Below are 24,338 nucleotides of genomic sequence, written 5' to 3' on the forward strand. Positions count from 1 at the left end.
CTAGAATGCGTAATGAATGATACAGAGTCGAGTTACCGTGGGAGGAAAAAGAGATGTTAGAATTTGATACAAGTGTTGATGAACTTGCAGTAATAAAGGTCATAGGTGTTGGTGGCGGCGGTAACAACGCTGTCAATCGAATGATAGAACATGGTGTGCAGGGTGTTGATTTTATCGCAGTTAACACGGATGCACAGGCATTAAATTTATCCAAAGCAGAAGTAAGGCTACAAATTGGGGCTAAATTAACGCGTGGATTAGGTGCAGGTGCAAATCCTGAAGTAGGGAAAAAAGCTGCAGAAGAAAGCAGAGAACAGCTAGAAGAGGTTTTACGAGGAGCCGATATGGTATTCGTGACTGCTGGTATGGGCGGCGGAACGGGTACGGGTGCAGCTCCAGTGATTGCACAAATTGCACGTGAATTGGGAGCCCTTACAGTAGGTGTTGTCACACGTCCATTTACTTTTGAAGGTCGTAAGCGTCAAACACAAGCAATCGGTGGAATTGGCGGTATGAAAGAAGCAGTAGATACACTGATTGTGATACCAAACGACAAGCTACTACAAATAGTTGATAAATCAACACCAATGCTAGAAGCATTTAGAGAAGCCGATAATGTATTACGTCAAGGTGTACAAGGTATTTCAGATTTAATTGCTACACCGGGTCTTATTAACTTAGACTTTGCAGACGTGAAAACGATTATGTCCAACAAAGGTTCAGCCTTAATGGGAATTGGTATCGCGACAGGCGAAAACAGAGCTTCTGAGGCTGCAAAGAAAGCTATTTCAAGTCCATTGCTTGAATCGTCTATCGACGGTGCAAAAGGTGTTCTTATGAACATTACAGGTGGTTCAAATCTTAGCTTATTTGAAGTACAAGAAGCGGCAGATATCGTAGCTTCTGCGTCAGATGAAGAGGTAAATATGATTTTCGGTTCTGTTATTAATGAAAATCTTAAAGATGAAATCATTGTTACAGTCATTGCGACAGGCTTCACAGAGGAAGCTTTACAGCAACAACGACCAACAGCAAAACCGACACTTAACATGAACAGACAATCTGCTCCACAGCAACAAGCACCTATTCGTGAACAACGACAAGAAATGCATGTGCAACATGAGCAGCCACGTCAAAATCAGCAAAATTATGCACAGGATGACATGCTTGAGGTTCCAGCATTTTTACGTAACCGCAAAAATCGTGGTTAATTAACTTCTAAAAAGCTCGTATTTTACATATGTAAAATACGAGCTTTTTATATTGACTGTCATGATGTTCAAATGTGTAAGGAAACCATGTTTTTTGTCAAAACATTTTTAGGAAATGATGCGATTGTTTGACAATATTTGTGGGAGTAACGTGCTAACTTTGTAAGTAGGAGGCGGCTGTTATGTATGGAGAATGGCTGGTGCTCATTAATACGCTTTTTAATCTAGCGATACTCACGTTTACGGCAAGAGTAACAGGAGTCCTTGTAAAAAATTCAAGATTATTAATGAGTTCTATTTGTAGTAGTTTTGTAGCTGTCATTGGCGGTCAAATGCTGTGGACGACAATTCTTAGTTTTATATTATTAATTGGTATAGCGTTTCATTTTAAGATTCGAAGCTTTCAGAAGCAAGGACCGATTGTGTTAACAGCAACGATCGTTATTGGCGGATTGTTAACAGCACTACAACCTTTTTTAAAAAATCTTTCTGCCACCCATTTCATAATCATTTGCTTTTTGCTGGCAGTTTTAAATCTTGTTGCATTTTATAAGCAATGGGGTTTTGTAAAGTTAGAACGCTTAAGTGGTCAATTTGTATTTGATACGAATTTAACAATCTTTGGGGCAACAATACCACTATCTGCCTTTGTAGATACAGGAAATCAAGCTATTGAGCCATTATCAGGAAAGCCGGTTCATTTTGTTTCCTATACTGCTTTGAGACCACATTTACCTTCAGCGTTCAGGGAAGCATTAATGGAATGGCAAGAAACAGATCCGTACAATGTATCTATGTTTTCAGAAGATTATCAGCGTTATATACGATTTATTCATGTCAATACAGTACAACAGCAAACCGTTGTCCTTGGTTTTCGCTTTGATGAGTGGCATATAAAGGGGGAGCCTTCACAAGTGAAAATGAATGAATATATTGTATTAACCAAAAAAGCTAAAAATTTTCCACATAGCACAGCAGCAATTTTACATTTTTCAGCGCTTTCAAATAACTCATAGAGGGGGAGAACTATTGCTTCTTAGGCTACTTGCTAGCTTGAAAAAATTATGGAGTAAGTTTCGGAGTCGTGAAACGTACTATATAGGGGGAAATGATTCATTGCCAGTGCCATTAAGTCGAGAAGAAGAAGTTACAGTCATTGCATCCTTTATGAACGGTGATTTACGAGCTAGAGACACACTAATTGAACGTAATTTACGTCTTGTTGTTTATATTGCTAGACGTTTTGATAATACGGGAACGCCAATCGAAGACTTAATCAGCATTGGCTCCATTGGTTTAATAAAGGCGATTGAGACGTTCAATACGGATAAAAATATTAAGCTTGCAACATACGCATCACGCTGCATTGAAAATGAAATTTTAATGCATTTACGAAAAACAAGTCGTATGAAGGGTGAAGTATCCTTAGATGAGCCACTAAATTCTGATGCAGATGGAAATGAATTATTACTGTCAGATATTTTAGGAACAGAAGAGCATATTATTTTAGATAATGTGGAGAAAAAAATTGAACGTCAGCATATGTTCCACGCTATTAATTTACTAGGTGCGCGTGAACGTTATATTATGGAATGTCGCTTTGGTCTCAATGGAAAAGTTGAAATGACACAAAAAGAAGTTGCAGATCATTTAGGCATATCGCAATCATATATTTCCCGTTTAGAAAAGAAAATTATTCAAGATTTACGTGAAAATTTAAATCAACCAATTTCTTAGAAAGGGAAATTTAACCTACCTAAAATTGGTCGCAGCTTTTGTGCATATTCTTGTTTCTCTCGGACAAACTGATGTCACGGTTTAGTCAGAGAATAACATCCGGAGGAATCGAATATGCGAACAAAAGTAGATCTTTGCGGCTTAGATACATCGACTTTGCCAATTCTAAAGCACGAGGAAATGAAGGAACTCTTCATCCGGTTACAAGCTGGAGAAACAGAGATTAGAGAAGAGCTTGTGATGTGCAATTTAAGGCTCGTGCTTAGTATTGTCGGTAGATTTGCCTATAGAGGTGAACAGGCAGATGATTTATTTCAAGTGGGCTGTATTGGCCTCATGAAAGCCATTGATCATTTTGATTTAAAGCATAATGTACGATTTTCGACATATGCTGTACCAATGATTATTGGTGAAATTCGTCGCCATCTGCGTGATCATCATGCATTACGTGTATCTCGCTCTCTAAGAGATATAGCTTATAAGGCAATGCAGGCAAAAGAGCAATGGATAACCGATAATTTGCGAGAACCAACGATTGAAGAAATTGCTGAAATGATTGACATGAAAAAGGAAGATGTTTTATTTGCTTTAGATGCCATTCAAGATCCAGTTTCATTACAAGAGCCCATTTATTCAGATGGCGGAGATGCTGTTTATATGATGGACCAATTACGTGATGATGATGTATCTGAGGATCAATGGGTTGCCTATGTGTCGGTAAAGGAAAGCTTGCAAAAGCTAGATGAACGTCAGCAAATGATCGTTGCCAAACGATTTTATTATGGAGAAACCCAAACTGAGATTGCCAAAGAACTTGGGATTTCTCAAGCACAAATATCACGTCTTGAAAAAAATGCAATTGAAACAATGCAAAAAGATTACAAATAAAAAAATGCGCATCGTATAATTCGGTGCGCATTTTATCTTCATTCAATGAACAAGTAATACATAAATATAATGTAACAGCAAAGTTTGATGGTAGAAATGATTATACGAAAGTAAACAATAGAGGAGGTATGTCATTGCGTTTTTCGATGTTACAACAAAAAGAAGTCATTGAAGCAGGAAATGGACGATTTATAGGCTTTGTAATAGATGCTGAAGTATCAAAAGAAACGGGCTATGTGACAGCATTTTTGATTGCAGAGCCTCGCAAATATCTTGGTTTTTTTAAAGGCGAAGAGTCTGTGAGGAAAGTGTATATGAAGGATGTGCTTGTTGTTGGCAAGGATGTCATTTTAGTCAAAGCCCTTTCCTAAGACATAGGCTCATTAAAATTATGAGGATTGTATGCTGACATAGGTCAGGCTATTCATTGATAAATCAAGCATTGCTTGTTACAATAAAAGAAACTATTGTTGTAAAGTTGGGAAAAACAGTGACAAAAATCTTAACAAATTTAAACAAACTAAATGAATTAATAACAGCAGCAGAAAAAAAAGGGAATCGTGTGGGCGAGAAAGTCCAAATAATTGCCGTGACAAAGGAAGTTTCTGTTGAAAGAACGCAAGAAGCAATTGAAGCAGGACTCACTCATTTAGGAGAAAACAGACCAGAAGGCTTACATCGCAAAATTACTGAGATTCACGCTGATGTACATTGGCATTACATTGGGTCGCTTCAAACACGTAAAGTAAAACAAGTGATAAACAGCATCGATTATTTGCACTCCTTAGATCGTTTGAGTTTGGCAGAAGAAATTGAAAAAAGAGCAGAACAACCTGTTAAATGTTTTGTACAAGTAAATGTTTCTGGTGAAGAATCAAAGCATGGGTTAACTATCGAAGAAGTTTTGCCTTTTGTAGAAGCATTAAAAGGTTTTACTAAAATTCAAGTTGTAGGTTTAATGACTATGGCACCAAACACCGAAAACGAAGCAATTATTCGCTCTGTTTTCAAGCAATTAAAACAATGTCAACAGCAAATAGCCGAGCAAGGATTCGCACACGCACCTTGTACCGAGTTATCAATGGGCATGTCTAATGACTTTGAAATTGCGGTAGAGGAAGGGGCTACTTTTGTTCGAGTCGGAACGGCTCTTGTTGGAAATGAAAGAGGGGAACAGGATGAGCATGAAAAATAAGATTAAAAACTTCTTTTACCTTGAAGAAGAATTAGAAGAAGAAATCACGCAAGCTCCTATTCAGCAACAACAACCCATACAACAACAGCAACCGATTCATTCAGTTAAGCCAAAAAAAATGATGAAAGAACGCAAAGCACCTATTCATGAAATCATGCCACAAAGCACAGCAACTCCTAATAACATTGTCAGTTTGCAGGCAGCGATGAGTTCTAAGGGAGCAAAAGTTGTTTTAATAGAACCGAGAGTTTATGCAGAAGCACAGGATATCGCAGAGCATTTAAAAAATAAACGCGCAACAATTGTCAATTTACAACGTATTGAACGAGAGCAAGGCAAACGCATTATTGATTTTTTAAGTGGCACAGTCTATGCTCTTGCTGGAGATATTCAACGTATCGGTAAAGATATCTTCCTTTGTACGCCAGATAATGTAGAAGTGACTGGTGAAATTACAAACTTTATTTTAGACGATAATTAATAGCGAGGATTGTAGTTTATATGACTTTTTTTATTATACTTGGTTATGTATCATTAGCATTTAAGATTTATTCATTCATGCTAATTGCATATATCTTAATGTCTTGGGTGCCTGCCGCTCAAAATTCAGCCATTGGTCGCATGCTTGAAAAAGTGTGTGAGCCATATTTAGGGATTTTCAGAAAATTCATTCCGCCACTTGGTATGATTGATATTTCGCCAATTGTAGCCATCTTTATGCTGAATTTTATAGAAAGAGGGCTTTATATAGTCATTCAGAAAATATATTTTATGTTCGCTTAGAAATAAATCCTCACGTTTTGGTGGGGATTTTTTATTTATTTTAATTATCTCCGCTATTAAAGCGACTAATAAAAAATTTTAAAACAATGACGTCCAAACGTCATTAATTGGGAATACTAAGTTTCCAACTAATAAAGCAAAAAGGAACGAGTGAAAGAGGAGACAACAAGATGGAACACTTAATACAGCATTTTCGAAAAGATGAACAGCCCTTTATTGAACAGGTAATAAACTGGCAGCGTGAGGTTGAAGATCGTTATGCACCTAAGCTGACAGATTTTCTTGACCCAAGACAGCGTTTTATTGTGACATCGATTATCGGGCAAGATGATACCCTGAAAACTGCCTGTACAGGTTTATTTGAAGGGGCAGAGAGGCAGCGTATGCTCATTTTTCCTACTTACTATGAAGCGACAAATGAAGACTTTCAGTTAGTAGCATTTACGATTCAGTACCCGGTGAAATTTGTCCAATTACGACATCCCGATGTTTTAGGTGCATTGCTATCATTAGGTTTAAACCGTGGCAAATTTGGCGATATACGTGTAAATGATCAGCAGGTGCAATTTGTTGTAGCTCAAGAAGTAGCAGAATATGTTCGGTTACATTTAACAGGTATTGGTAAAGTAAAGGTGCATATCGAGTCTTTAAAAGAATCAGAGTCCCTTATTATTAATGAGGAAGAATGGTTGGAGGAATCTCATACAGTATCTTCGATGCGATTAGATGTAATTATTGCGACTATATTAAATGTATCACGCCAAAAAGCTCAAGCTTTAATTACTGGAAAAAAAGTGCGTGTTAATTGGACAGAACGAGATACAGTTGCTTTTGAATTACAAGAAGGAGATATATTATCAATACGAGGAAGTGGTCGGGTGAAAATTATTATGACTGAAGGCCGAACAAAAAAAGATAAAATCCGTCTTCAAATCGGTCGATTGGCCCAAAAAAGCTGAAAGTGAAGTAAATTTCATTAATTTTTACTGCTAAGTTGTCGGAACAATTGTATAATAGGAGTTACGAATGTACATGTAAAGGAGAGAAGGATTGTATGCCATTATCACCTATTGATATACATAATAAGGAGTTTACAAAAGCCTTCAGAGGTTATGCTGAAGATGAAGTAAATGAATTTTTAGATCAGATTATTAAAGACTATGAAATTCTGCTTCGTGAAAAAAAGGAAGTTGATAAGCAATTAGAGATGGCTTTAGAACAAGCGAGACATTTTAACTCCTTAGAAGAAACTTTGCAGAAGTCTATTGTCGTTGCACAAGAAGCGGCTGATGAAGTGCGAAGAAATTCTCAAAAAGAGGCAAAGCTCATTGTAAAAGAAGCTGAAAAAAATGCTGATCGAATTGTCAATGAAGCTTTGACGAAGGCTCGTAAGGTGACAATTGAAATTGATGAGCTGAAAAAGCAATCTAAGGTATTCCGTAATCGTTTCAAGATGCTTGTAGAAGCACAGCTAGATTTACTAAATGCAGATGATTGGGATCATTTGCTGCAATATGATATTGATTTAACAGAAATTCAAGCATCTGTTGATGAAGCACAGGATGCTGAAGATATTTAACTTTTCTTTTTAATTGTTGCAATTGACAAATGAAACTTGACGCGATTGTGTGAATTTCATATACTTTGTAATAGTAATTATTTTGAACAGATATGCATAAAAGCAGAGACGAAGACAGTATTTGTTAGGCGTTGTTAAGCGATTTGGGGACAGTGAGAGCCCAAACATACAACTAGCATTGAACATCACTTCTGAGCTAAATAACTGAAAAAAGTAGGTTATTTCGTGATGCACGACGTTAAATGTGCTTTTAAGAGGTAGTGCAATTTTTTGTGCTACAAGTAGGGTGGTACCGCGAGTAGAAGCTTCTCGTCCCTTAGTGGGATTGAGGGCTTTTTTTGTTTGTTTCCGAATCGTTTTAGATAAAATTGCCAATAACTGTCTTATGAGAAAAATGTCTAACTGTTTATGTAAAATAAAGGAGGAATTTTAATGGTTGAATACAAAGATACTTTATTAATGCCAAAAACTGATTTCCCAATGCGTGGAAATTTACCAGCGAATGAGCCAAAAATGCAAGAAAAATGGAATGGTATGGATATTAACAAATTACAGATGGAACGTACGGAAGGTCGTCCAGAATTTGTTCTACATGATGGTCCTCCCTATGCAAATGGTGATATCCATATCGGCCATGCTCTAAATAAAGTATTGAAGGATATGATTACACGTCATCGTTCCATGACTGGCTACCATGTCAACTATATTCCAGGCTGGGATACACATGGTTTACCAATTGAGCAAGCATTGACTAACAAAGGTGTAAAACGTAAAGAAATGTCAGTAGCAGCATTCCGCCAACTTTGTGAAGAGTATGCTTACGAGCAAATTGACAATCAACGTGCTCAATTCCGACGTCTAGGCATCCGAGGTGATTGGGAAAATCCTTATATTACGTTGAAGCCTGAGTTTGAAGCACGTCAAATTGAAGTATTCGGTAAAATGGCGGAAAAAGGGTATATCTATAAAGGGTTAAAACCAGTTTATTGGTCTCCATCTTCTGAATCTGCTTTGGCGGAAGCTGAAATTGAATATAAGGACATCAAATCCCCATCAATTTATGTAAGCTTTGCTATTAAGGATGCGAAGGGCGTTGTTCCAGCAGATGCAAAATTTATCATTTGGACAACAACACCATGGACATTACCAGCAAACTTAGGGATTTCTTTGAATCCTGAATTTATCTATGTAGTAGTTGCAGTGGCTAATAAAAAATTCATCATTGCCAAAGAATTATTAGAGTCAGTGGCAAATACGCTTGGATGGGAAGACTATGAGGTTGTACAAGAAGTAAAAGGTGAGGCACTAGATCGTATTGTAGCGCAACATCCATTCTATGATCGTGAATCTCTTATTATGGTAGGTGAACACGTAACTGCTGAAGCGGGTACAGGTTGTGTTCATACAGCACCAGGACACGGTGAAGACGATTATCATATTGGTAAACAATATGGTTTAGGTATTCTTAGTCCTCTTGATAATAGTGGCTGTTATACAGACGAAGCACCTGGCTTTGAAGGCGTGTTTTATAATGATGCGAATAAACTAGTCACAGAAAAACTAAAAGAAGTAGGAGCATTAGAAAAGCTTGATTTCTTTACGCACTCCTATCCACATGACTGGCGTACGAAAAAGCCTGTTATTTATCGTGCGACTCCACAATGGTTTGCATCTGTTGAAGCATTCCGTGGGGAGTTATTAGAGGCTGTAAAAGCAACAGCATTTACACCAGCTTGGGGAGAAACTCGTCTTTATAATATGATTCGTGATCGTGGAGACTGGGTAATTTCTCGTCAACGTGCGTGGGGTGTGCCAATTCCAATTTTCTATGCTGAAAATGGTGAACCTATTATTACACCTGAAACAATTAGTCATGTCTCAGCATTATTCCGTGAGCATGGATCAAATATTTGGTTCCAAAAAACAGCGAAAGAATTATTACCAGAAGGCTTTACACATCCAGGTAGCCCGAACGGCGAATTTACAAAAGAAAATGATATTATGGACGTTTGGTTCGATTCAGGGTCATCACACCAAGGTGTACTTGTAGAACGTGGCATGAAATATCCTGCTGATCTATATTTAGAGGGTTCTGACCAACACCGTGGTTGGTTTAATTCATCTCTAATTACATCTGTAGCAATTAACGGCTATGCACCATATAAAGGACTTTTAACACATGGTTTTGTTCTTGATGGTGAAGGACGTAAAATGAGTAAATCTTTAGGGAATGTGATTATTCCACAAAAAGTAATGGATCAGTATGGAGCAGACATTCTTCGTTTATGGGTTGCATCTGTTGACTATACAGCAGATGTGCGCATCTCTATGGATATGTTAAAGCAAGTATCTGAAGTGTATCGTAAAATTCGTAACACTTTCCGTTTCTTACATGGCAATATTGCTGATTTCGATCCTAAGCAAGATCGTGTAGCTTATGCAGATCTTCGTGAAATGGATCAATATGTGTATATGCGCTTACAGGATGTCTTAAAAGCTGTGCGTGCTGCATATGATCGCTATGATTTTGCTGCTGTTTATCATGTAGTCAATAATTTTGTAGCTGTGGAGTTATCTTCATTCTATCTTGATATTGCAAAAGATGTAGTCTATATCGAGGGTCATGACAATAAGGATCGTCGTGCGATGCAAACAGTTATTTATGATACATTGATGACATTGGTAAAAATCATGACACCAATTATCCCACATACAACAGATGAAATGTGGTCTTACCTACATGCTCAAGGTATTGTAGAAGAAGTTTCTGTTCAATTAACAGATTTCCCAGAGGTAGATGTTCAAGCGAATTTTGATAGCCTACGTACAAAATGGGAAAAAATTATTGATGTACGCGACGATATTTTAAAAGCATTAGAGGAAGCACGTAATGCGAAAACAATTGGTAAATCACTTGAAGCAAAAGTCACTGTCTACGCAAAAGAAGATGTTGTTGCATTATTGAACGATGCGAACATTGACTTTGCACAACTTTCTATCGTCTCAGCTTTTGAGGTAGCTGCCATTGAAGAGGCACCTGCACAGGCTTTAGCACTTGAGCATGTTTCCATTGTTGTTGAAAAGGCTACAGGTGAAAAATGTGAGCGTTGCTGGTCAATTTCTGAAACAGTTGGTTCAAATGAGGCGCAACCTACAGTATGTGCTCGTTGTGCAGAAGTTGTAGAAAAGTATTACGTTTAATCGATAAATAATAAGAATCTGCATTTTAATGTAGAGGATGTGCAAGTCTCCTTGATGGAGGCTTGCTTTTTTCATGGAAGTTTTGCAGATTCTTTTCCATTATTTAAATAAAATTTCTGTCGTATTGCGATAGTCCGTAGGAGAGATACCTACATATTTTTTAAAGGTTAAACTATAGTAATTTGGTGTATTGAAGCCACAGGTGAAGGAGATTTTTTCTATGGTGTAGTCGTACTTGCGTAAAAAAGGTAAGGTTTTGATAATACGTGTATAAGCAACATAGTCAACAAAATTGCGACCCGTTTCTTTTTTAAATAGTCTACTAAAATGAGTTGGGCTAAAGTTAATATATTTTGCAACATCACGAATGGTCAGTTGTTCGTCGTAGTGTTCTTCAATATACTGAATAGCTTTTTGAAGCTGTTCATGCTTTGTTAAATCTTCGTAATATCTGATGTGTATATTATGAATAGGTGGTTTTCTACGTGCTTTTCTTGCCTGACTATAGGATTCCTTCACTTGCATAGCATCCTGAAATACACCCCCAACCCCCATAAAAAGATGAATAGAATAATCCCTTTTTAGTGTCTCGATCACCTCTAATAAACAGGCTTCACCCTCTGTCCAATGTTTAAAAGAGTTGTACTCAGACGGAATTCGCATGAGAAGTAATAAATAGCGTTCAAAATGTAAAAAGGATATTGAGGCCTTATCAGCAAAGTGCTGGCGAAAAACAGTTGTAATACGACTACTTGCATCATGTGGGAGAGCTCTCTTATTATCCCCATCAATATAGCCTTGAATTAAAAATACAATATTAGGAATACAGCTTGTCGATAAAAATGATGCAGATTGTATTATTTCTTGTTCATTGTCAATTTCTCCGCGGATCAGACGTTTTAAAAATGCTTCCCTGAATGGAGAGGTATGTTGTTGGGATACTTGTTGTGATAGCTCAAGCATTGTAAGTGTACTCGCCTTTTTTTCCTGATAGGACGTATACAGCTTTTTTACGATTCGCAAAAACTTTGATTTTTGTAATGGTTTTATGAGAAGTGCAGGTAAAGCTAATTCAATTGCTATACCAGTCGAGTAGGTAAGGTGTTCTGTAACAAACGGGACAATTATACTATTAGGATAATTTCTTTTTAATCGATTAATCTTTACCCAATCAAATAACCGATTGACTTCATAGACAATAATGACCTCATCTTCTGGCTTTGGCACTTTACATTCCTCTAAAGCGTTTGGTAAAACCTCTTTTAACCATTCACTCATTTGCTGCTTGTCAAATGAGCTTTCCATATACCATACCACCTTTAAAATGCTATCAGCCCCCTATGAATAAAAAGATAAAAATATTTTAACTTAAAATAGCAATTTTTTGTACTAATACAGCAATATTTTATATCTATATTGAAGTTGAAATAGAATAGAATAATTGTAGTGAATAATAATTTGAAATTTCAGACAATTATTCACTTATCAGAAAAGGGGGAGTTTGCTGATGGCGGAAGTAGGCAGTCATGATTATGACTATGTAGAAGCAGGAACAATTGATGTGAGAGATCTACCACCTTTAGATGCGACAACAAACAAAATTATGAAAGATGAATTTACTACAGGTTTAGGTTTAACGATATTTTATTTTATATTGATTTTTAGTATCCCTGTTATGAATTGGTTTGCGCCAGCATTTGCATTTAAGAAGATCTGGGGTGGTATGACAGTCACATGGTTTGTGACAACGATTGTAATGATGGCTATGGCATTTATTATTGCATATGTTCACACAGCCATGTACGAGAAACGTCTAAAAAAATACGATATAGCAAATAAGTAGTTGGTACGAAGGGGGAAATGTTGAATGATGGAAGCTCTATTAGAACCAAAGATGTTAATGACCATTGCTTTAATGGGAACAATTGTATACATTACGTATTTAACAAAAAGAAATGCAACAGCATCGGATTTCTTTGTAGGAGGCCGAAGCTTCGGATGGTTTACAAATGGTTCTGCTATCGGTGGGGATTACTTAAGTGCAGCAACATTCCTGGGCATCGCAGGTTTAACATTTCAACTTGGATATGATGGTGCTTATTATGCTTTTTGCTTCTCCATTGGGTTAACATTATTAGCGATTTTTGTGGCGGGTCCTTTAAGACGCTTTGGTGCGTTTACTGTTGCAGATTTTTTAGGCTATCGTTTTCACAGTAGACGAGCACGGCTTGTAGCAGTGGCAGTGGTTTTAGCTATTTCTGGTTTTTATGCAGCTCCCCAATTATTAGGTGCTGCACAAATTTTAAGTATGTTTTTTGGTACTTCTTATGAATTTGGCATTATTTTTACTTGTGTGGTAATGATTTTTTATGTAGGTATTGGAGGTATGAAAGGCACAACCATCAACCAAGCATTAGAGTTGTGGATTCGTCTTGGTGCGTTTATCGTGATGTTAATTGCAGCGGTTTATGGTGGTTTGCATTACGATAAAATTTTAGCAGCCATCCATTCATTTAGTGGTCCGATCACAGGCACTTCACCGTATGCCTTAGATGGCAATGAAATAAATTTTGATGGTGCTGCTTGGACAGGCACGGGCTTCTATTTCCCGACGTTCTGGCAAACCATTAGTATGACGATTGGATTAGCGCTAGGTACAATTGGACTTCCTCATATATTATTGCGCTTTTATACAAATCCAAGTGCTAAAGCAGCACGTAAATCTGCACTCATGGCCATTGGGATTGCAAGTGCATTCTTCTTATTAGCTGTTTATTTAGGTGTTGTAGGTCGATCTATTTTCATTTCTGGAACAGCTAGTGAGGAAGTTATGCGTGATTTAGTGCTAGGTGGTAATAATATGGTTATTCCTACTACAGCCCTTGCACTAGGGGGTAAATGGCTACTAGGATTAGTTATAGCAGGAGCATTTGCAGCGATCTTCTCCAATCTTTCAGGGTTGTTTATTACAAGCTCAGGTGCACTAGCTCATGATTTATATGCCAATATCATGAAAAAGGATATTACACAAAAGCAACGAGTGATTGCTGGGAAAGTGGCTATTGTATTATTAGGTATTTTATATGGAGCATTGGGCTTACTTGTAAAAGATGCATCCATTGGTCATTTAGTGGCGCTCGCCTTTACTGTCGCTGCAAGTACATTTACACCAATATTTATTTTAGGTATTTGGTGGAGAGGCATGACAGAGAAGGGAGCCATTGCTGGATTATTAATAGGACTTGGCGTGTCGATGTGGATGATCTTTTTACCAGGAACGTTACCAAGCTTCTTGCAGTTTAAAATTCCAGGTATTGTGACTGTGCCTGTGGGCTTCTTATCTGTTATTATTGTGTCATTAATAGATCGTAAAGTACCTGCTGATGTAAATGACTTCATGAAGCGAGTACATTCAAAAGAATCTGAAACTGTCTAACCAATAAGTTATGGCTATTTCTATTGCGTAAACGTAATAGGGATAGCCTTTTTATATTTCTTGAAGAGATTTAGAATCAGCCATATTTAGATGTGATATTAGTTATTGTGAATGGTACTGTTATGGTAGAATAGGTAAGATGTTGAGTGAACGGAGGAATGTCTGTGTATAAATATTATGGATTAGCCGCTTTTGTCGTTTTATTGGATCAATGGACAAAATGGCTAATTGTGAAAAATATGGAATACGCTGAACGCATTGCTGTATGGGACCCATGGTTTGGTATTTTGTCTCATCGAAATAGAGGAGCAGCATGGGGGATGTTAGAGGGGCAAATGTGGCTGTTTAGTATTGTTACAGTTGCTGTTATCTGTGCGATTATCTATTTTTATCATAAAGAAGCAAAGGGAAAGCCTGTTTTTCAAGTCGGCTTAATGCTCTTGCTTGGTGGTGCAGTAGGAAACTTTATTGACCGTCTATTTAGAGGAGAAGTGGTCGATTTTGTAGATGTATTAATTCCAATTATTAATTATGATTTCCCTATTTTTAATGTAGCGGATGCTGCATTAACAATAGCGGTAGTTGTGCTGATGATTGGCTTAATTATGGAAGATAAAAAAGAGAAGAAACAGGTGAAACAATGACGCAAGTAACATATACAATCGAAGAACAGCAGCAAGGAGAGCGCATTGATAAAGCACTTTCCAGCATACAATCTGAGTGGTCACGCACGCAAATTGGGAACTGGATTAGTGAGGGAGTCATTAAAGTAAACGGTGATGCTGTAAAGGCAAAATATAAGGTGAAAGCTGGTGACATCATCGCTATTGATGTACCAGAAGTGGAAGAATTGGATGTTGTCCCAGAAGATTTAGCTTTAGATATTGTTTATGAGGATGCACATGTTCTTGTTGTGAATAAACCAAAGGGTATGGTGGTACATCCAGCACCGGGCCATATGGGAGGTACACTGGTAAATGGGTTAATGTATCATTGTAAAGACTTATCAGGGATTAATGGTGTACTACGACCAGGAATTGTCCATCGTATCGACAAAGATACATCGGGCTTATTGATGGTTGCTAAAAACGATACGGCTCATGAATCATTAGTCAATCAATTAGTTAATAAAACAGTTACTCGTAAATATATTGCTCTTGTCCACGGGCATATTGCACATGATAAGGGGACAATTGATGCGCCAATTGGACGTGATCAAAAAGATCGCCAAAAACAGGCAGTCGTTGATAATGGTAAACATGCTGTCACACACTTCCAAGTTGTTGAACGTTTTGGTGACTATACGCTAGTGGAATGCCGTTTAGAAACAGGACGTACACACCAAATTCGTGTGCATATGAATTATATTGGTTTCCCACTTGTTGGAGATCCAAAATATGGTCCGAAAAAGACAATCGACTTTGGTGGACAAGTTTTACATGCAGCGACTTTAGGATTTGATCATCCTTCATCTGGAGAATATTTGGAGTTTGAAACACCACTTCCTGCTGATTATGAACAATTATTAAATGATTTACGAAATAGGCATTGACGTATACGAAAAGAAAGTCTATACTAACGACAGTGAATGAACAACCTAACTAAATATTCACCTTTAATGGCAGTCCAGAGAGGCTGAGAAGGGACATGTGATAGTGTTGTGGAAATTTGTGCTGCAAATTTTTCCAACATGCTTTTTCGACACGTATACAACCCTCTCAGGCTATTCGCCTCGAGAGGTTTTTTTATGGACACATGGCCAACACTAGATTGAAGAGAGGAGGATACGAATATGGCACAAAATGAATTATTAGATGGCCCATCAATGACACGAGCATTAACACGTATTGCCCATGAAATTATTGAACGTAATAAAGGAATCGATGAATGTATTTTAGTTGGCATTAAAACAAGAGGTGCCTTTCTAGCCAGACGTTTAGCACAGCGAATTGAAAAAATAGAAGGTAAACCAATTCGTACAGGGGAACTTGATATTACACTTTACCGAGATGATTTAACAACAAAACATGAAAACGAACAAGCACATGTAGAACAAGTTGATATCGAGTATCAAGTGAAAAATCAAAAGATCATCTTAGTGGATGATGTACTTTATACAGGTCGAACAGTACGTGCAGCTTTAGATGCTGTAATGGATTTAGGAAGACCTGCACAAATTCAGCTTGCCGTTCTAGTGGATAGAGGACATCGAGAGCTACCAATTAGAGCCGACTATGTGGGAAAAAATGTTCCAACTTCTGGCTCTGAGCGCATTGTTGTCAATTTACAGGAAGTAGACGGAGAAGATTGCGTCATTATTTACAAAGAAGACGAACAATAAAGTGAGGAAACAGTATGTCAAATGCAGTTTTAGATATTAAGGATAAACCGACCCCGCTCCAGCTAGTGACATTAAGTTTCCAGCATATGTTTGCGATGTTTGGTTCAACGATTTTAGTACCGCAGTTAGTAGGACTTAGTCCAGCGATTGCCCTTTTAACAAGCGGAATTGCTACATTATTCTTCCTATTAATTACGAAATTTCAGGTACCCGCTTATTTAGGATCATCTTTCGCCTTTATTGCACCAATTTTACTTGCTGCAGGTGGTTTAAATGAAGACGGTTCAAGTGTAAACCCAGGCAATGCCATGATCGGTGCCATGGCTGTCGGCATTACGTACGGAATTGTATCCTTAATTATTTGGAAAAGTGGTTATAAGTGGATTATGAAAATCTTGCCACCGATTGTGGTAGGCCCAGTAATTATGGTAATTGGGCTTGGACTTTCTGGTACGGCTGTGAATATGGCGATGAACGTCAATGGAGAGTATAGCTTTTTACACTTCTCAGCTGCTTTAGTGACGGTCTTTACAGCTATCATCTTTACGATTTTCTTTAAAGGAATTTTAAGCACTATGCCAATTTTGATGGGTCTAATTGTAGGATACATTTACTCCATGATGATCGACATAGTAGACTATACACCGATTGCTAAAGCAAAATTCTTCGCAATGCCTGATTTCTTACTACCAGGTGTGCATTATGAGTTTGAAATAACAACAAAAATTCTACTTATCATGGTGCCAATCGTAATTGTAACAATTTCGGAACATATTGGTCATCAACTGGTATTAGGAAAAGTAGTAGATCGGGATTATATTAAAGAGCCAGGACTACACCGTTCGCTACTAGGTGACGGGCTTGGTACATTTGTGAGTGCTTTAATCGGAGGTCCTCCGAAAACAACGTATGGTGAAAATATTGGTGTACTAGCCATTACTCGAGTATACAGTATCTATGTTATTGCAGGGGCAGCAGTGGTTGCTATCTTACTATCATTCTTCGGGAAAGCAATGGCAGTAATTGCAACGATTCCAACCGCAGTACTTGGTGGAGTTTCCATCTTACTCTTCGGAATTATCGCGGCAAGTGGCTTACGTATGCTAGTGGATAATCATATTGATTTTGGTAACAGTCGTAACCTAGTAATTGCTTCGGTGATTCTAGTCATTGGTATTGGCGGTGCCAAGTTTGTTATCTCAGAATCATTGAGTGTTGAAGGAATGGCACTAGCGGCGATTATTGGTGTGCTATTGAATGCGATTCTACCAGGTAAAAAAGAAGCTGATATACCCGTACAATACAATCAAAATAAAGATTCATAGTAGTACCTTTTAATGAATTGTCCAGAGAGGCAAAAAAAGGGAAGTTGTGGACAGGCTGAAGTAGGATATATGTCTTGCTGTAGTTTGTCACGCCTCCTCATGCCTCGTTGATGACATCAACGGGGCTTTTACTTTATATACAGAGAACGTCATATATAGACGTTCACGATTCACAACCTAATGGAGGTCACATGATGAAGAACTTATTATCGATGGAACATTTAACAACAGAAGAGATTAACCAAATCCTAGATCTTGCGCAAGCATTTGAAAATGGTGAAACATCATCGTTATCTCGCACACACAAAGTGGCCAATTTATTTTTTGAACCAAGTACTCGCACAAAAACAAGCTTTGAAATGGCAGAATACAAAATTGGCTGTCATGTTATTTCTTTTGATGCAGGGTTTTCGAGTGTTACGAAAGGGGAAACGATGTACGATACTGTCAAAACGTTAGAAATGATTGGTTTAGATGCTGTCATCATTCGAGCGTCAGAAGATGAGTATTACAATGAGCTGCTGGATGGTATTAATGTAGCGATTATTAATGCAGGGGACGGTGCTGGACAGCATCCTTCACAATCCTTATTGGATCTTTATACCATCAAAAAAGAGTTTGGCTATTTCGAGGGGTTGAATGTCACAATTGCTGGAGATATCTCACATAGTCGAGTAGCGAAATCAAATGCAACAGCATTACAAAATTTAGGGGCAAATGTTCATTTCCTTTGTCCGGAAGAATGGTCTGGCGGCTTTGAAGCGCACCATTCATGGGATAATCTGATCGAAATAAGTGATGTCATTATGTTACTACGTGTGCAACATGAACGTCATAAGGTAAATAAAAGCTTCTCAAAGGAAGGTTACCATCAAGAGTTTGGTTTAACAATTGAACGAGAAAAGCAAATGAAAGAATCAGCCATTATCATGCATCCAGCACCCGTCAATCGTGATGTCGAAATTGCTTCTGAGTTAGTCGAGTGTGATCGCTCTCGAATTTTTGAACAGGTGCGGAACGGTGTTTACACACGGATGGCTATTATGGAAACCATTTTAAAGGGGAGAGAATAAAATGACAAAGGTACTTCAAAATGTACAAATGCTAGATGAACAAGGTGAATTGAAGACAGTCAATATAGCAATGGCAGACGGAAAGATTACGGCTATTGGTCAGGATGTAACTGTAGCAGGTGCAGAGCAAATTGAAGGACATGGTTTAATCGTGGCACCAGGCTTTATCGATGTTCATACACATTTACGAGAGCCAGGATTTGAGCATAAGGAAACCATTGCAACAGGTTCGGCATCAGCAGCAAAAGGTGGCTTTACAACAATTTGCGCAATGCCTAATACAAAGCCAGTACCTGATTCAGTTGAAAACATGCAGCTCATCAATGGGCTCATTAAGGACAGCGCTGTTATTCGAGTACTCCCATATGGTTCCCTAACAAAGGATATATCGGGTGAGGTTCGAACAAATATCGAAGAATTAAAAGCATATGGAGCAGTAGCATTCTCAGATGATGGTGTTGGCATTCAGCTAGCCTCTACGATGTATGAGCAAATGAAAGATGCAGCCCAGCACGATATGGTCGTTGTAGCACATTGTGAGGACAACTCATTAATCTATGATGGTGTGATGCATGAAGGAAAGCGTAATAAAGAGCTAGGCCTCCCAGGAATACCTTCCATTTGTGAATCCGTACAAATTGCACGAGATGTACTACTTGCAGAAGCAGCAGGCGCTCGTTACCATGTTTGTCACGTATCGACGAAGGAATCAGTGCGTGCGGTCAGAGATGCAAAGGCTGCAGGAATCCGTGTCACAGCAGAAGTTTGTCCACATCATTTATTACTAGAAGAGATGGATATTCCATCTGATGATGCGAATTGGAAAATGAATCCACCATTACGCGCAGCGGATGATAAAGATTCTCTACATGCAGCACTACTTGATGGCACAATCGACTGCATCGCAACAGATCATGCGCCACACACAGTAGAAGAAAAATGCTGCGGTATGGTTGGCGCACCATTTGGTATTGTAGGTTTCGAAACAGCTTTCCCACTACTTTATACACAGTTTGTAGAAACAGGAAAGTGGACGTTAAAACAATTAGTTGATTGGATGACAGTGAAGGCAGCTGAGATTTTTGATCTGCCATATGGCACATTAGAAGTGGGTGCTTCAGCTGATATGATTTTAATTGATACTCAAAAAGAACAAACGATTGATGCAGAAGGCTTTGTATCAAAAGGTCGTAATACACCATTCAATGGCTGGGTGGCAAAGGGTTGGCCAGTACTAACGATTTTTGAAGGCAATATCGTATATCAGGAGGCAGAGTAATGAAAAAACGTTTACTAGTTTTAGAAGATGGCACAGTATTTACAGGTACAGCATTTGGTAGCGAGCGCGCTTCACAAGGTGAGGTTGTATTCACAACAGGGATGACGGGTTATCAGGAAACGATTTCAGATCCCTCATTCTATGGACAAATTGTCACTTTAACTTATCCTTTAGTTGGTAATTACGGCATTAACCGTGATGACTTTGAATCGATTACGCCAGCCATTCGTGGATTTGTTGTGCGTGAATTAGCTAAAAATCCTTCAAATTTCCGCTGTGATTTAACTTTAGATGATTATTTGACATCAAAGGATATCCCAGGAATTGAAGGGATTGATACACGAAAATTAACACGTATTATTCGTAGTAAAGGTTCCGTAAAAGCGATTTTGACAGCTGCTGATGAAGAAGTAAATGTGGATGAAATTGTGGCACAATTACAAGCAACGCCAGCCATTACGCACCATGTTCGTGAAGTATCACCAAAAGCGGCCTACCCATCTCCAGGACGTGGTAAACGAGTTGTCCTAATTGATTATGGTATGAAGCATGGGATTTTACGTGAATTAAACAAACGTGATTGTGATGTGCTAGTAGTACCTTATAATACGTCAGCTGAGGAAATTTTAGCTTGGCATCCAGATGGCATCATGCTGTCGAATGGACCAGGAAATCCTGAAGATGTTCAAGAAGGCATTGAAACAGTACGTAACTTAATTGGGAAAGTGCCAATGTTCGGTATTTGTTTAGGCCATCAAATCTTTTCTTTAGCGAGTGGTGCGAAAGCCTTTAAATTACCGTTTGGACACCGTGGTGGTAACCATCCAGTAAAAGATTTACGCACAGGTCGTACAGATTTAACATCTCAGAACCATGGCTATGCCATCGATATCGAATCATTGAAAGATACTGATTTAGAATTAACACATATCGCGTTAAATGATGGAACATGTGAAGGTGTGCGTCATAAAAAATATCCAATTTTCACTGTGCAATATCACCCAGAAGCATCACCAGGTCCAGAAGATTCAAACCACTTATTTGATGAATTCATCGAAATGATGGAAGTAGAAGCAGGGAAGGGGAAACAACATGCCTAAACGTACAGATATTGAAACTATTTTAGTAATCGGCTCAGGCCCAATTGTTATCGGACAAGCAGCAGAATTTGACTATGCAGGAACACAAGCATGTCTTTCATTAAAAGAAGAGGGCTACCGCGTTATTTTAATCAATTCAAACCCTGCTACAATCATGACAGATACAGAAATTGCAGACAAAGTCTATATTGAGCCAATTTCTCTTGATTTTGTATCACGTATATTACGTAAAGAACGCCCAGACGCGATTTTACCAACACTTGGTGGTCAAACGGGCCTAAATATGGCGATCGAATTAGACAAATCAGGTATTCTAGATGAGCTTGGGATTGAAATTCTTGGTACTAAATTAGATGCCATCCATAAAGCAGAGGACCGTGATTTATTCCGTAATCTAATGTATGAGCTAGGAGCTCCAGTTCCTGAATCTGATATTATTCATAACTTAGATGAAGCGAAAAGATTTGTTGCGAAAATTGGCTATCCTGTTATTGTTCGACCTGCCTTTACACTTGGCGGTACAGGGGGCGGTATTTGCTACAACGATCAAGACTTAGAAGAGATTGTGACATCGGGTTTAAAATATTCACCTGTAACGCAATGTCTATTAGAGAAATCAATCGCAGGCTATAAAGAGATTGAATACGAAGTAATGCGTGATGCAGCTGACAATGCCATCGTTGTATGTAACATGGAAAACGTTGACCCAGTAGGGATTCATACAGGTGACTCAATCGTTGTTGCACCAACGCAAACACTATCTGATCGCGAAAACCAAATGCTACGTAATATTTCACTCGATATTATTCGCGCATTAAAAATAGAAGGTGGTTGTAATGTACAGCTTGCACTTGATCCATATAGCTTTAATTACTATGTGATTGAAGTAAATCCACGTGTCTCTCGTTCATCTGCATTAGCATCAAAAGCAACAGGTTATCCAATTGCTAAGCTAGCCGCTAAAATTGCAGTAGGCTTAACGTTAGATGAAATTAAGAACCCTGTAACAGGTTCAACATATGCTTGTTTTGAGCCTGCACTGGACTATATCGTAGCAAAAATTCCTCGCTGGCCATTCGATAAATTCGAATCTGCTAAACGTAATCTTGGTACGCAAATGAAAGCGACTGGTGAAGTAATGGCGTTAGGTCGTACTTTTGAGGAAGCTATGCTAAAAGCGGTTCGTTCTCTTGAGACAGGTCAAGTACATTTAGAGTTAAAACATGCTGAAGAAAATTCCGATTCTTGGATTGAAAAACGTATTCGCAAGGCTGGGGATGAACGTCTATTCTTCATCGGTGAAGCTTTACGTCGAGGTGTAACAATTGAACAAATTCATGAATGGTCAGCAATCGATCAATTCTTCTTAAATAAATTTAAAAATATTGTGGATATGGAACAAACGCTTGCAGACAATAAGAATGACAAAGACGTACTACGAACAGCTAAACGTTTAGGCTTTGCAGATAAGAAAATTGCTGAACTTTGGGAAACGACACCAGAAGATCTTTACGCTTATCGTAAAGAGCATGGCATTATGCCAGTCTATAAAATGGTGGATACATGTGCAGCAGAATTTGAATCAGAAACACCATATTTCTATGGCACATATGAAGACGAAAATGAATCGATTAAGTCAGAAAAACCTTCTGTTGTGGTACTTGGTTCAGGTCCAATCCGTATCGGGCAAGGGGTAGAATTTGACTATGCCACTGTACACTCAGTATGGGCGATTCAAGAAGCGGGTTATGAAGCAATCATCATCAACTCAAATCCAGAAACGGTGTCAACAGACTTCTCAATTTCCGATAAGTTATACTTTGAACCATTAACAATTGAGGACGTTATGCATATTATCGACTTAGAACAACCAATTGGTGTTGTTGTTCAATTTGGTGGTCAAACGGCTATCAACCTTGCTGATAAATTAGCTGCTAATGGCGTGAAAATCCTAGGTACATCTCTTGAGGATATTGACCGTGCAGAAAACCGAGATAAATTTGAGCAGGCGCTACGTGAATTAGATATTCCACAACCTCAAGGAGAAACAGCGGTTTCTACAGAGGAAGCTCTTGCCATTGGTGAGCGTCTAGGCTTCCCAGTGCTTGTTCGCCCTTCATATGTACTTGGTGGACGTGCAATGGAAATTGTTTATAACCAAGAAGAATTACAGCACTATATGGAAAATGCGGTAGAGGCATCTCCAGATCATCCAGTTTTAGTAGACCGTTACTTAACAGGTCAGGAAATTGAAGTAGATGCTATCTGTGACGGTGAGAATGTGTTAATTCCAGGAATTATGGAGCACATCGAGCGTGCAGGAGTTCACTCTGGTGACTCAATCTCTGTTTACCCACCGCAAAAATTAACACAGGCACAAAAAGATACATTAGTTGACTATACAACTCGTCTTGCGAAGGGGCTAGGCATCATCGGCTTAATGAACATTCAATATGTTATTTCACAAAACGAAGTATTTGTTATCGAGGTGAACCCACGTTCATCACGTACAGTACCGTTCCTAAGTAAGATTACAAATATTCCAATGGCTAATATTGCAACAAAAGCAATCCTTGGCAAATCCATTGTAGAGCAAGGCTATCCAACAGGCTTAGCAGCGGAGCAAAAAGGCGTATTTGTAAAAGTACCAGTGTTCTCATTCGCTAAATTACGTCGTGTAGACATTACATTAGGGCCTGAAATGAAATCTACTGGTGAAGTAATGGGGAAAGATGCAACATTAGAAAAAGCTCTTTATAAAGGCTTAGTTGCAGCAGGTATGGAAATCCGAACAGAAGGTACAGTATTATTCACTGTGTCTGATAAAGATAAGGAAGAAGCGATTGCATTAGCAAAACGCTTCTCAACAGTAGGCTATCGCATTGTAGCTACTGAAGGTACAGCAAAAGCATTTGAAGCAGCAGGCGTAAGAACGGATGTAGTAGGTAAGATCGGGGCGAAAGGACAAACATTGATTGACCTTATTCAAAATGGGGAAGCTCAGCTTGTTGTCAATACATTAACAAAAGGCAAGCAACCAGCTCGTGACGGCTTCCGAATTCGTCGTGAGTCTGTAGAAAATGGTGTACCTTGTCTAACATCTCTAGATACAGCAGAAGCAATGGTACGTGTTATCGAATCTATGACATTTACAGCAGAACAAATGCCAAAAGCGGAGGTAGTACACTAA

The 24,338-nt window shown here is 38.4% G+C and carries 22 protein-coding genes and 1 other annotated feature; of the genes, 21 read left to right on the forward strand and 1 reads right to left on the reverse strand.

Translation table 11 applies throughout. The features are described from left to right. Nucleotides 1–53 precede the first annotated feature (53 nt). The 11 genes from ftsZ (at nt 54) to ileS (ending at nt 10,594) form a co-directional block, all read left to right on the forward strand. Complete coding sequence (gene ftsZ, locus MHB39_RS04890) at nt 54–1,211, forward strand: cell division protein FtsZ (RefSeq protein ID WP_004224858.1); 1,158 nt, start codon at nt 54–56, stop codon at nt 1,209–1,211. Nucleotides 1,212–1,393: 182 nt separating this feature from the next. Further along, nucleotides 1,394–2,227: a sigma-E processing peptidase SpoIIGA gene (locus MHB39_RS04895; RefSeq protein WP_342545951.1), complete on the forward strand. Its 834-nt coding sequence runs from the start codon at nt 1,394–1,396 to the stop codon at nt 2,225–2,227. Between the two features lie 13 nt (nt 2,228–2,240). Further along, on the forward strand, nt 2,241–2,948 hold the full coding sequence (sigE, locus tag MHB39_RS04900; protein WP_009373518.1) for an RNA polymerase sporulation sigma factor SigE: 708 nt from the start codon (nt 2,241–2,243) through the stop codon (nt 2,946–2,948). A gap of 114 nt (nt 2,949–3,062) precedes the next feature. Next, nucleotides 3,063–3,836, forward strand: a complete 774-nt coding sequence (sigG, locus tag MHB39_RS04905; RefSeq protein WP_004227313.1) for an RNA polymerase sporulation sigma factor SigG — start codon at nt 3,063–3,065, stop codon at nt 3,834–3,836. Nucleotides 3,837–3,964: 128 nt separating this feature from the next. Continuing rightward, nucleotides 3,965–4,207 (forward strand): YlmC/YmxH family sporulation protein, encoded by a 243-nt coding sequence (locus tag MHB39_RS04910; protein WP_225340754.1) that lies wholly within the window; start codon nt 3,965–3,967, stop codon nt 4,205–4,207. 119 nt (nt 4,208–4,326) lie between these two features. Continuing rightward, nucleotides 4,327–5,031, forward strand: a complete 705-nt coding sequence (locus MHB39_RS04915; RefSeq protein ID WP_342545952.1) for a YggS family pyridoxal phosphate-dependent enzyme — start codon at nt 4,327–4,329, stop codon at nt 5,029–5,031. After that, nucleotides 5,015–5,512 carry a cell division protein SepF gene (locus tag MHB39_RS04920; RefSeq protein WP_004227319.1) on the forward strand — a complete coding sequence of 166 codons (498 nt, stop codon included), beginning with the start codon at nt 5,015–5,017 and terminating at the stop codon, nt 5,510–5,512. The genes MHB39_RS04915 and MHB39_RS04920 overlap by 17 nt, the downstream gene beginning before the upstream one ends. A gap of 20 nt (nt 5,513–5,532) precedes the next feature. After that, nucleotides 5,533–5,814 (forward strand): YggT family protein, encoded by a 282-nt coding sequence (locus tag MHB39_RS04925; protein ID WP_004227322.1) that lies wholly within the window; start codon nt 5,533–5,535, stop codon nt 5,812–5,814. A 170-nt stretch (nt 5,815–5,984) separates the two neighbouring features. Beyond that, nucleotides 5,985–6,773, forward strand: coding sequence for an RNA-binding protein (locus tag MHB39_RS04930; RefSeq protein ID WP_016994236.1), 789 nt, complete (start codon nt 5,985–5,987; stop codon nt 6,771–6,773). A gap of 95 nt (nt 6,774–6,868) precedes the next feature. Further along, nucleotides 6,869–7,393 carry a DivIVA domain-containing protein gene (locus tag MHB39_RS04935; RefSeq protein ID WP_016994237.1) on the forward strand — a complete coding sequence of 175 codons (525 nt, stop codon included), beginning with the start codon at nt 6,869–6,871 and terminating at the stop codon, nt 7,391–7,393. 96 nt (nt 7,394–7,489) lie between these two features. Further along, nucleotides 7,490–7,713: a binding site (T-box leader), on the forward strand. 112 nt (nt 7,714–7,825) lie between these two features. Continuing rightward, complete coding sequence (gene ileS, locus MHB39_RS04940) at nt 7,826–10,594, forward strand: isoleucine--tRNA ligase (RefSeq protein WP_342545953.1); 2,769 nt, start codon at nt 7,826–7,828, stop codon at nt 10,592–10,594. A 99-nt stretch (nt 10,595–10,693) separates the two neighbouring features. Here ileS and MHB39_RS04945 read toward each other — a convergent pair whose 3' ends face one another. Further along, nucleotides 10,694–11,899, reverse strand: coding sequence for an AraC family transcriptional regulator (locus MHB39_RS04945; protein WP_036077145.1), 1,206 nt, complete (start codon nt 11,897–11,899; stop codon nt 10,694–10,696). A 202-nt stretch (nt 11,900–12,101) separates the two neighbouring features. On the opposite strand from MHB39_RS04945, the gene MHB39_RS04950 reads away from it, so the two are divergent. The 10 genes from MHB39_RS04950 to carB all read left to right on the forward strand — a co-directional run bounded on the left by MHB39_RS04950 (nt 12,102) and on the right by carB (nt 24,338). After that, nucleotides 12,102–12,437 carry a hypothetical protein gene (locus MHB39_RS04950; protein WP_036077146.1) on the forward strand — a complete coding sequence of 112 codons (336 nt, stop codon included), beginning with the start codon at nt 12,102–12,104 and terminating at the stop codon, nt 12,435–12,437. A gap of 24 nt (nt 12,438–12,461) precedes the next feature. Continuing rightward, nucleotides 12,462–14,030 carry a cation acetate symporter gene (locus MHB39_RS04955; RefSeq protein WP_016994242.1) on the forward strand — a complete coding sequence of 523 codons (1,569 nt, stop codon included), beginning with the start codon at nt 12,462–12,464 and terminating at the stop codon, nt 14,028–14,030. A 164-nt stretch (nt 14,031–14,194) separates the two neighbouring features. Then, nucleotides 14,195–14,674 carry a signal peptidase II gene (lspA, locus tag MHB39_RS04960; protein ID WP_016994245.1) on the forward strand — a complete coding sequence of 160 codons (480 nt, stop codon included), beginning with the start codon at nt 14,195–14,197 and terminating at the stop codon, nt 14,672–14,674. After that, nucleotides 14,671–15,582, forward strand: coding sequence for an RluA family pseudouridine synthase (locus tag MHB39_RS04965; protein ID WP_342545954.1), 912 nt, complete (start codon nt 14,671–14,673; stop codon nt 15,580–15,582). The genes lspA and MHB39_RS04965 overlap by 4 nt, the downstream gene beginning before the upstream one ends. A gap of 240 nt (nt 15,583–15,822) precedes the next feature. Then, nucleotides 15,823–16,371, forward strand: coding sequence for a bifunctional pyr operon transcriptional regulator/uracil phosphoribosyltransferase PyrR (gene pyrR / locus MHB39_RS04970; RefSeq protein ID WP_004227349.1), 549 nt, complete (start codon nt 15,823–15,825; stop codon nt 16,369–16,371). A gap of 14 nt (nt 16,372–16,385) precedes the next feature. After that, entirely contained in the window at nt 16,386–17,696 is a 1,311-nt protein-coding gene (locus tag MHB39_RS04975) for a solute carrier family 23 protein (RefSeq protein ID WP_036077150.1), read from the forward strand. 194 nt (nt 17,697–17,890) lie between these two features. After that, a complete protein-coding gene (locus MHB39_RS04980; RefSeq protein ID WP_342546887.1) occupies nt 17,891–18,769 on the forward strand; it encodes an aspartate carbamoyltransferase catalytic subunit in 879 nt (292 codons plus the stop codon). 1 nt (nt 18,770) lies between these two features. Continuing rightward, nucleotides 18,771–20,048, forward strand: a complete 1,278-nt coding sequence (locus MHB39_RS04985; RefSeq protein WP_342545956.1) for a dihydroorotase — start codon at nt 18,771–18,773, stop codon at nt 20,046–20,048. Next, on the forward strand, nt 20,048–21,148 hold the full coding sequence (gene carA, locus MHB39_RS04990; RefSeq protein ID WP_016994256.1) for a glutamine-hydrolyzing carbamoyl-phosphate synthase small subunit: 1,101 nt from the start codon (nt 20,048–20,050) through the stop codon (nt 21,146–21,148). Before MHB39_RS04985 ends, carA begins: the two co-directional genes overlap by 1 nt. Further along, a complete protein-coding gene (gene carB / locus MHB39_RS04995; RefSeq protein WP_342545957.1) occupies nt 21,141–24,338 on the forward strand; it encodes a carbamoyl-phosphate synthase large subunit in 3,198 nt (1,065 codons plus the stop codon). Before carA ends, carB begins: the two co-directional genes overlap by 8 nt.

The organism is Lysinibacillus sp. FSL K6-4013, assembly GCF_038630435.1.
Taxonomy (GTDB): Bacteria; Bacillota; Bacilli; order Bacillales_A; family Planococcaceae; genus Lysinibacillus; species Lysinibacillus boronitolerans.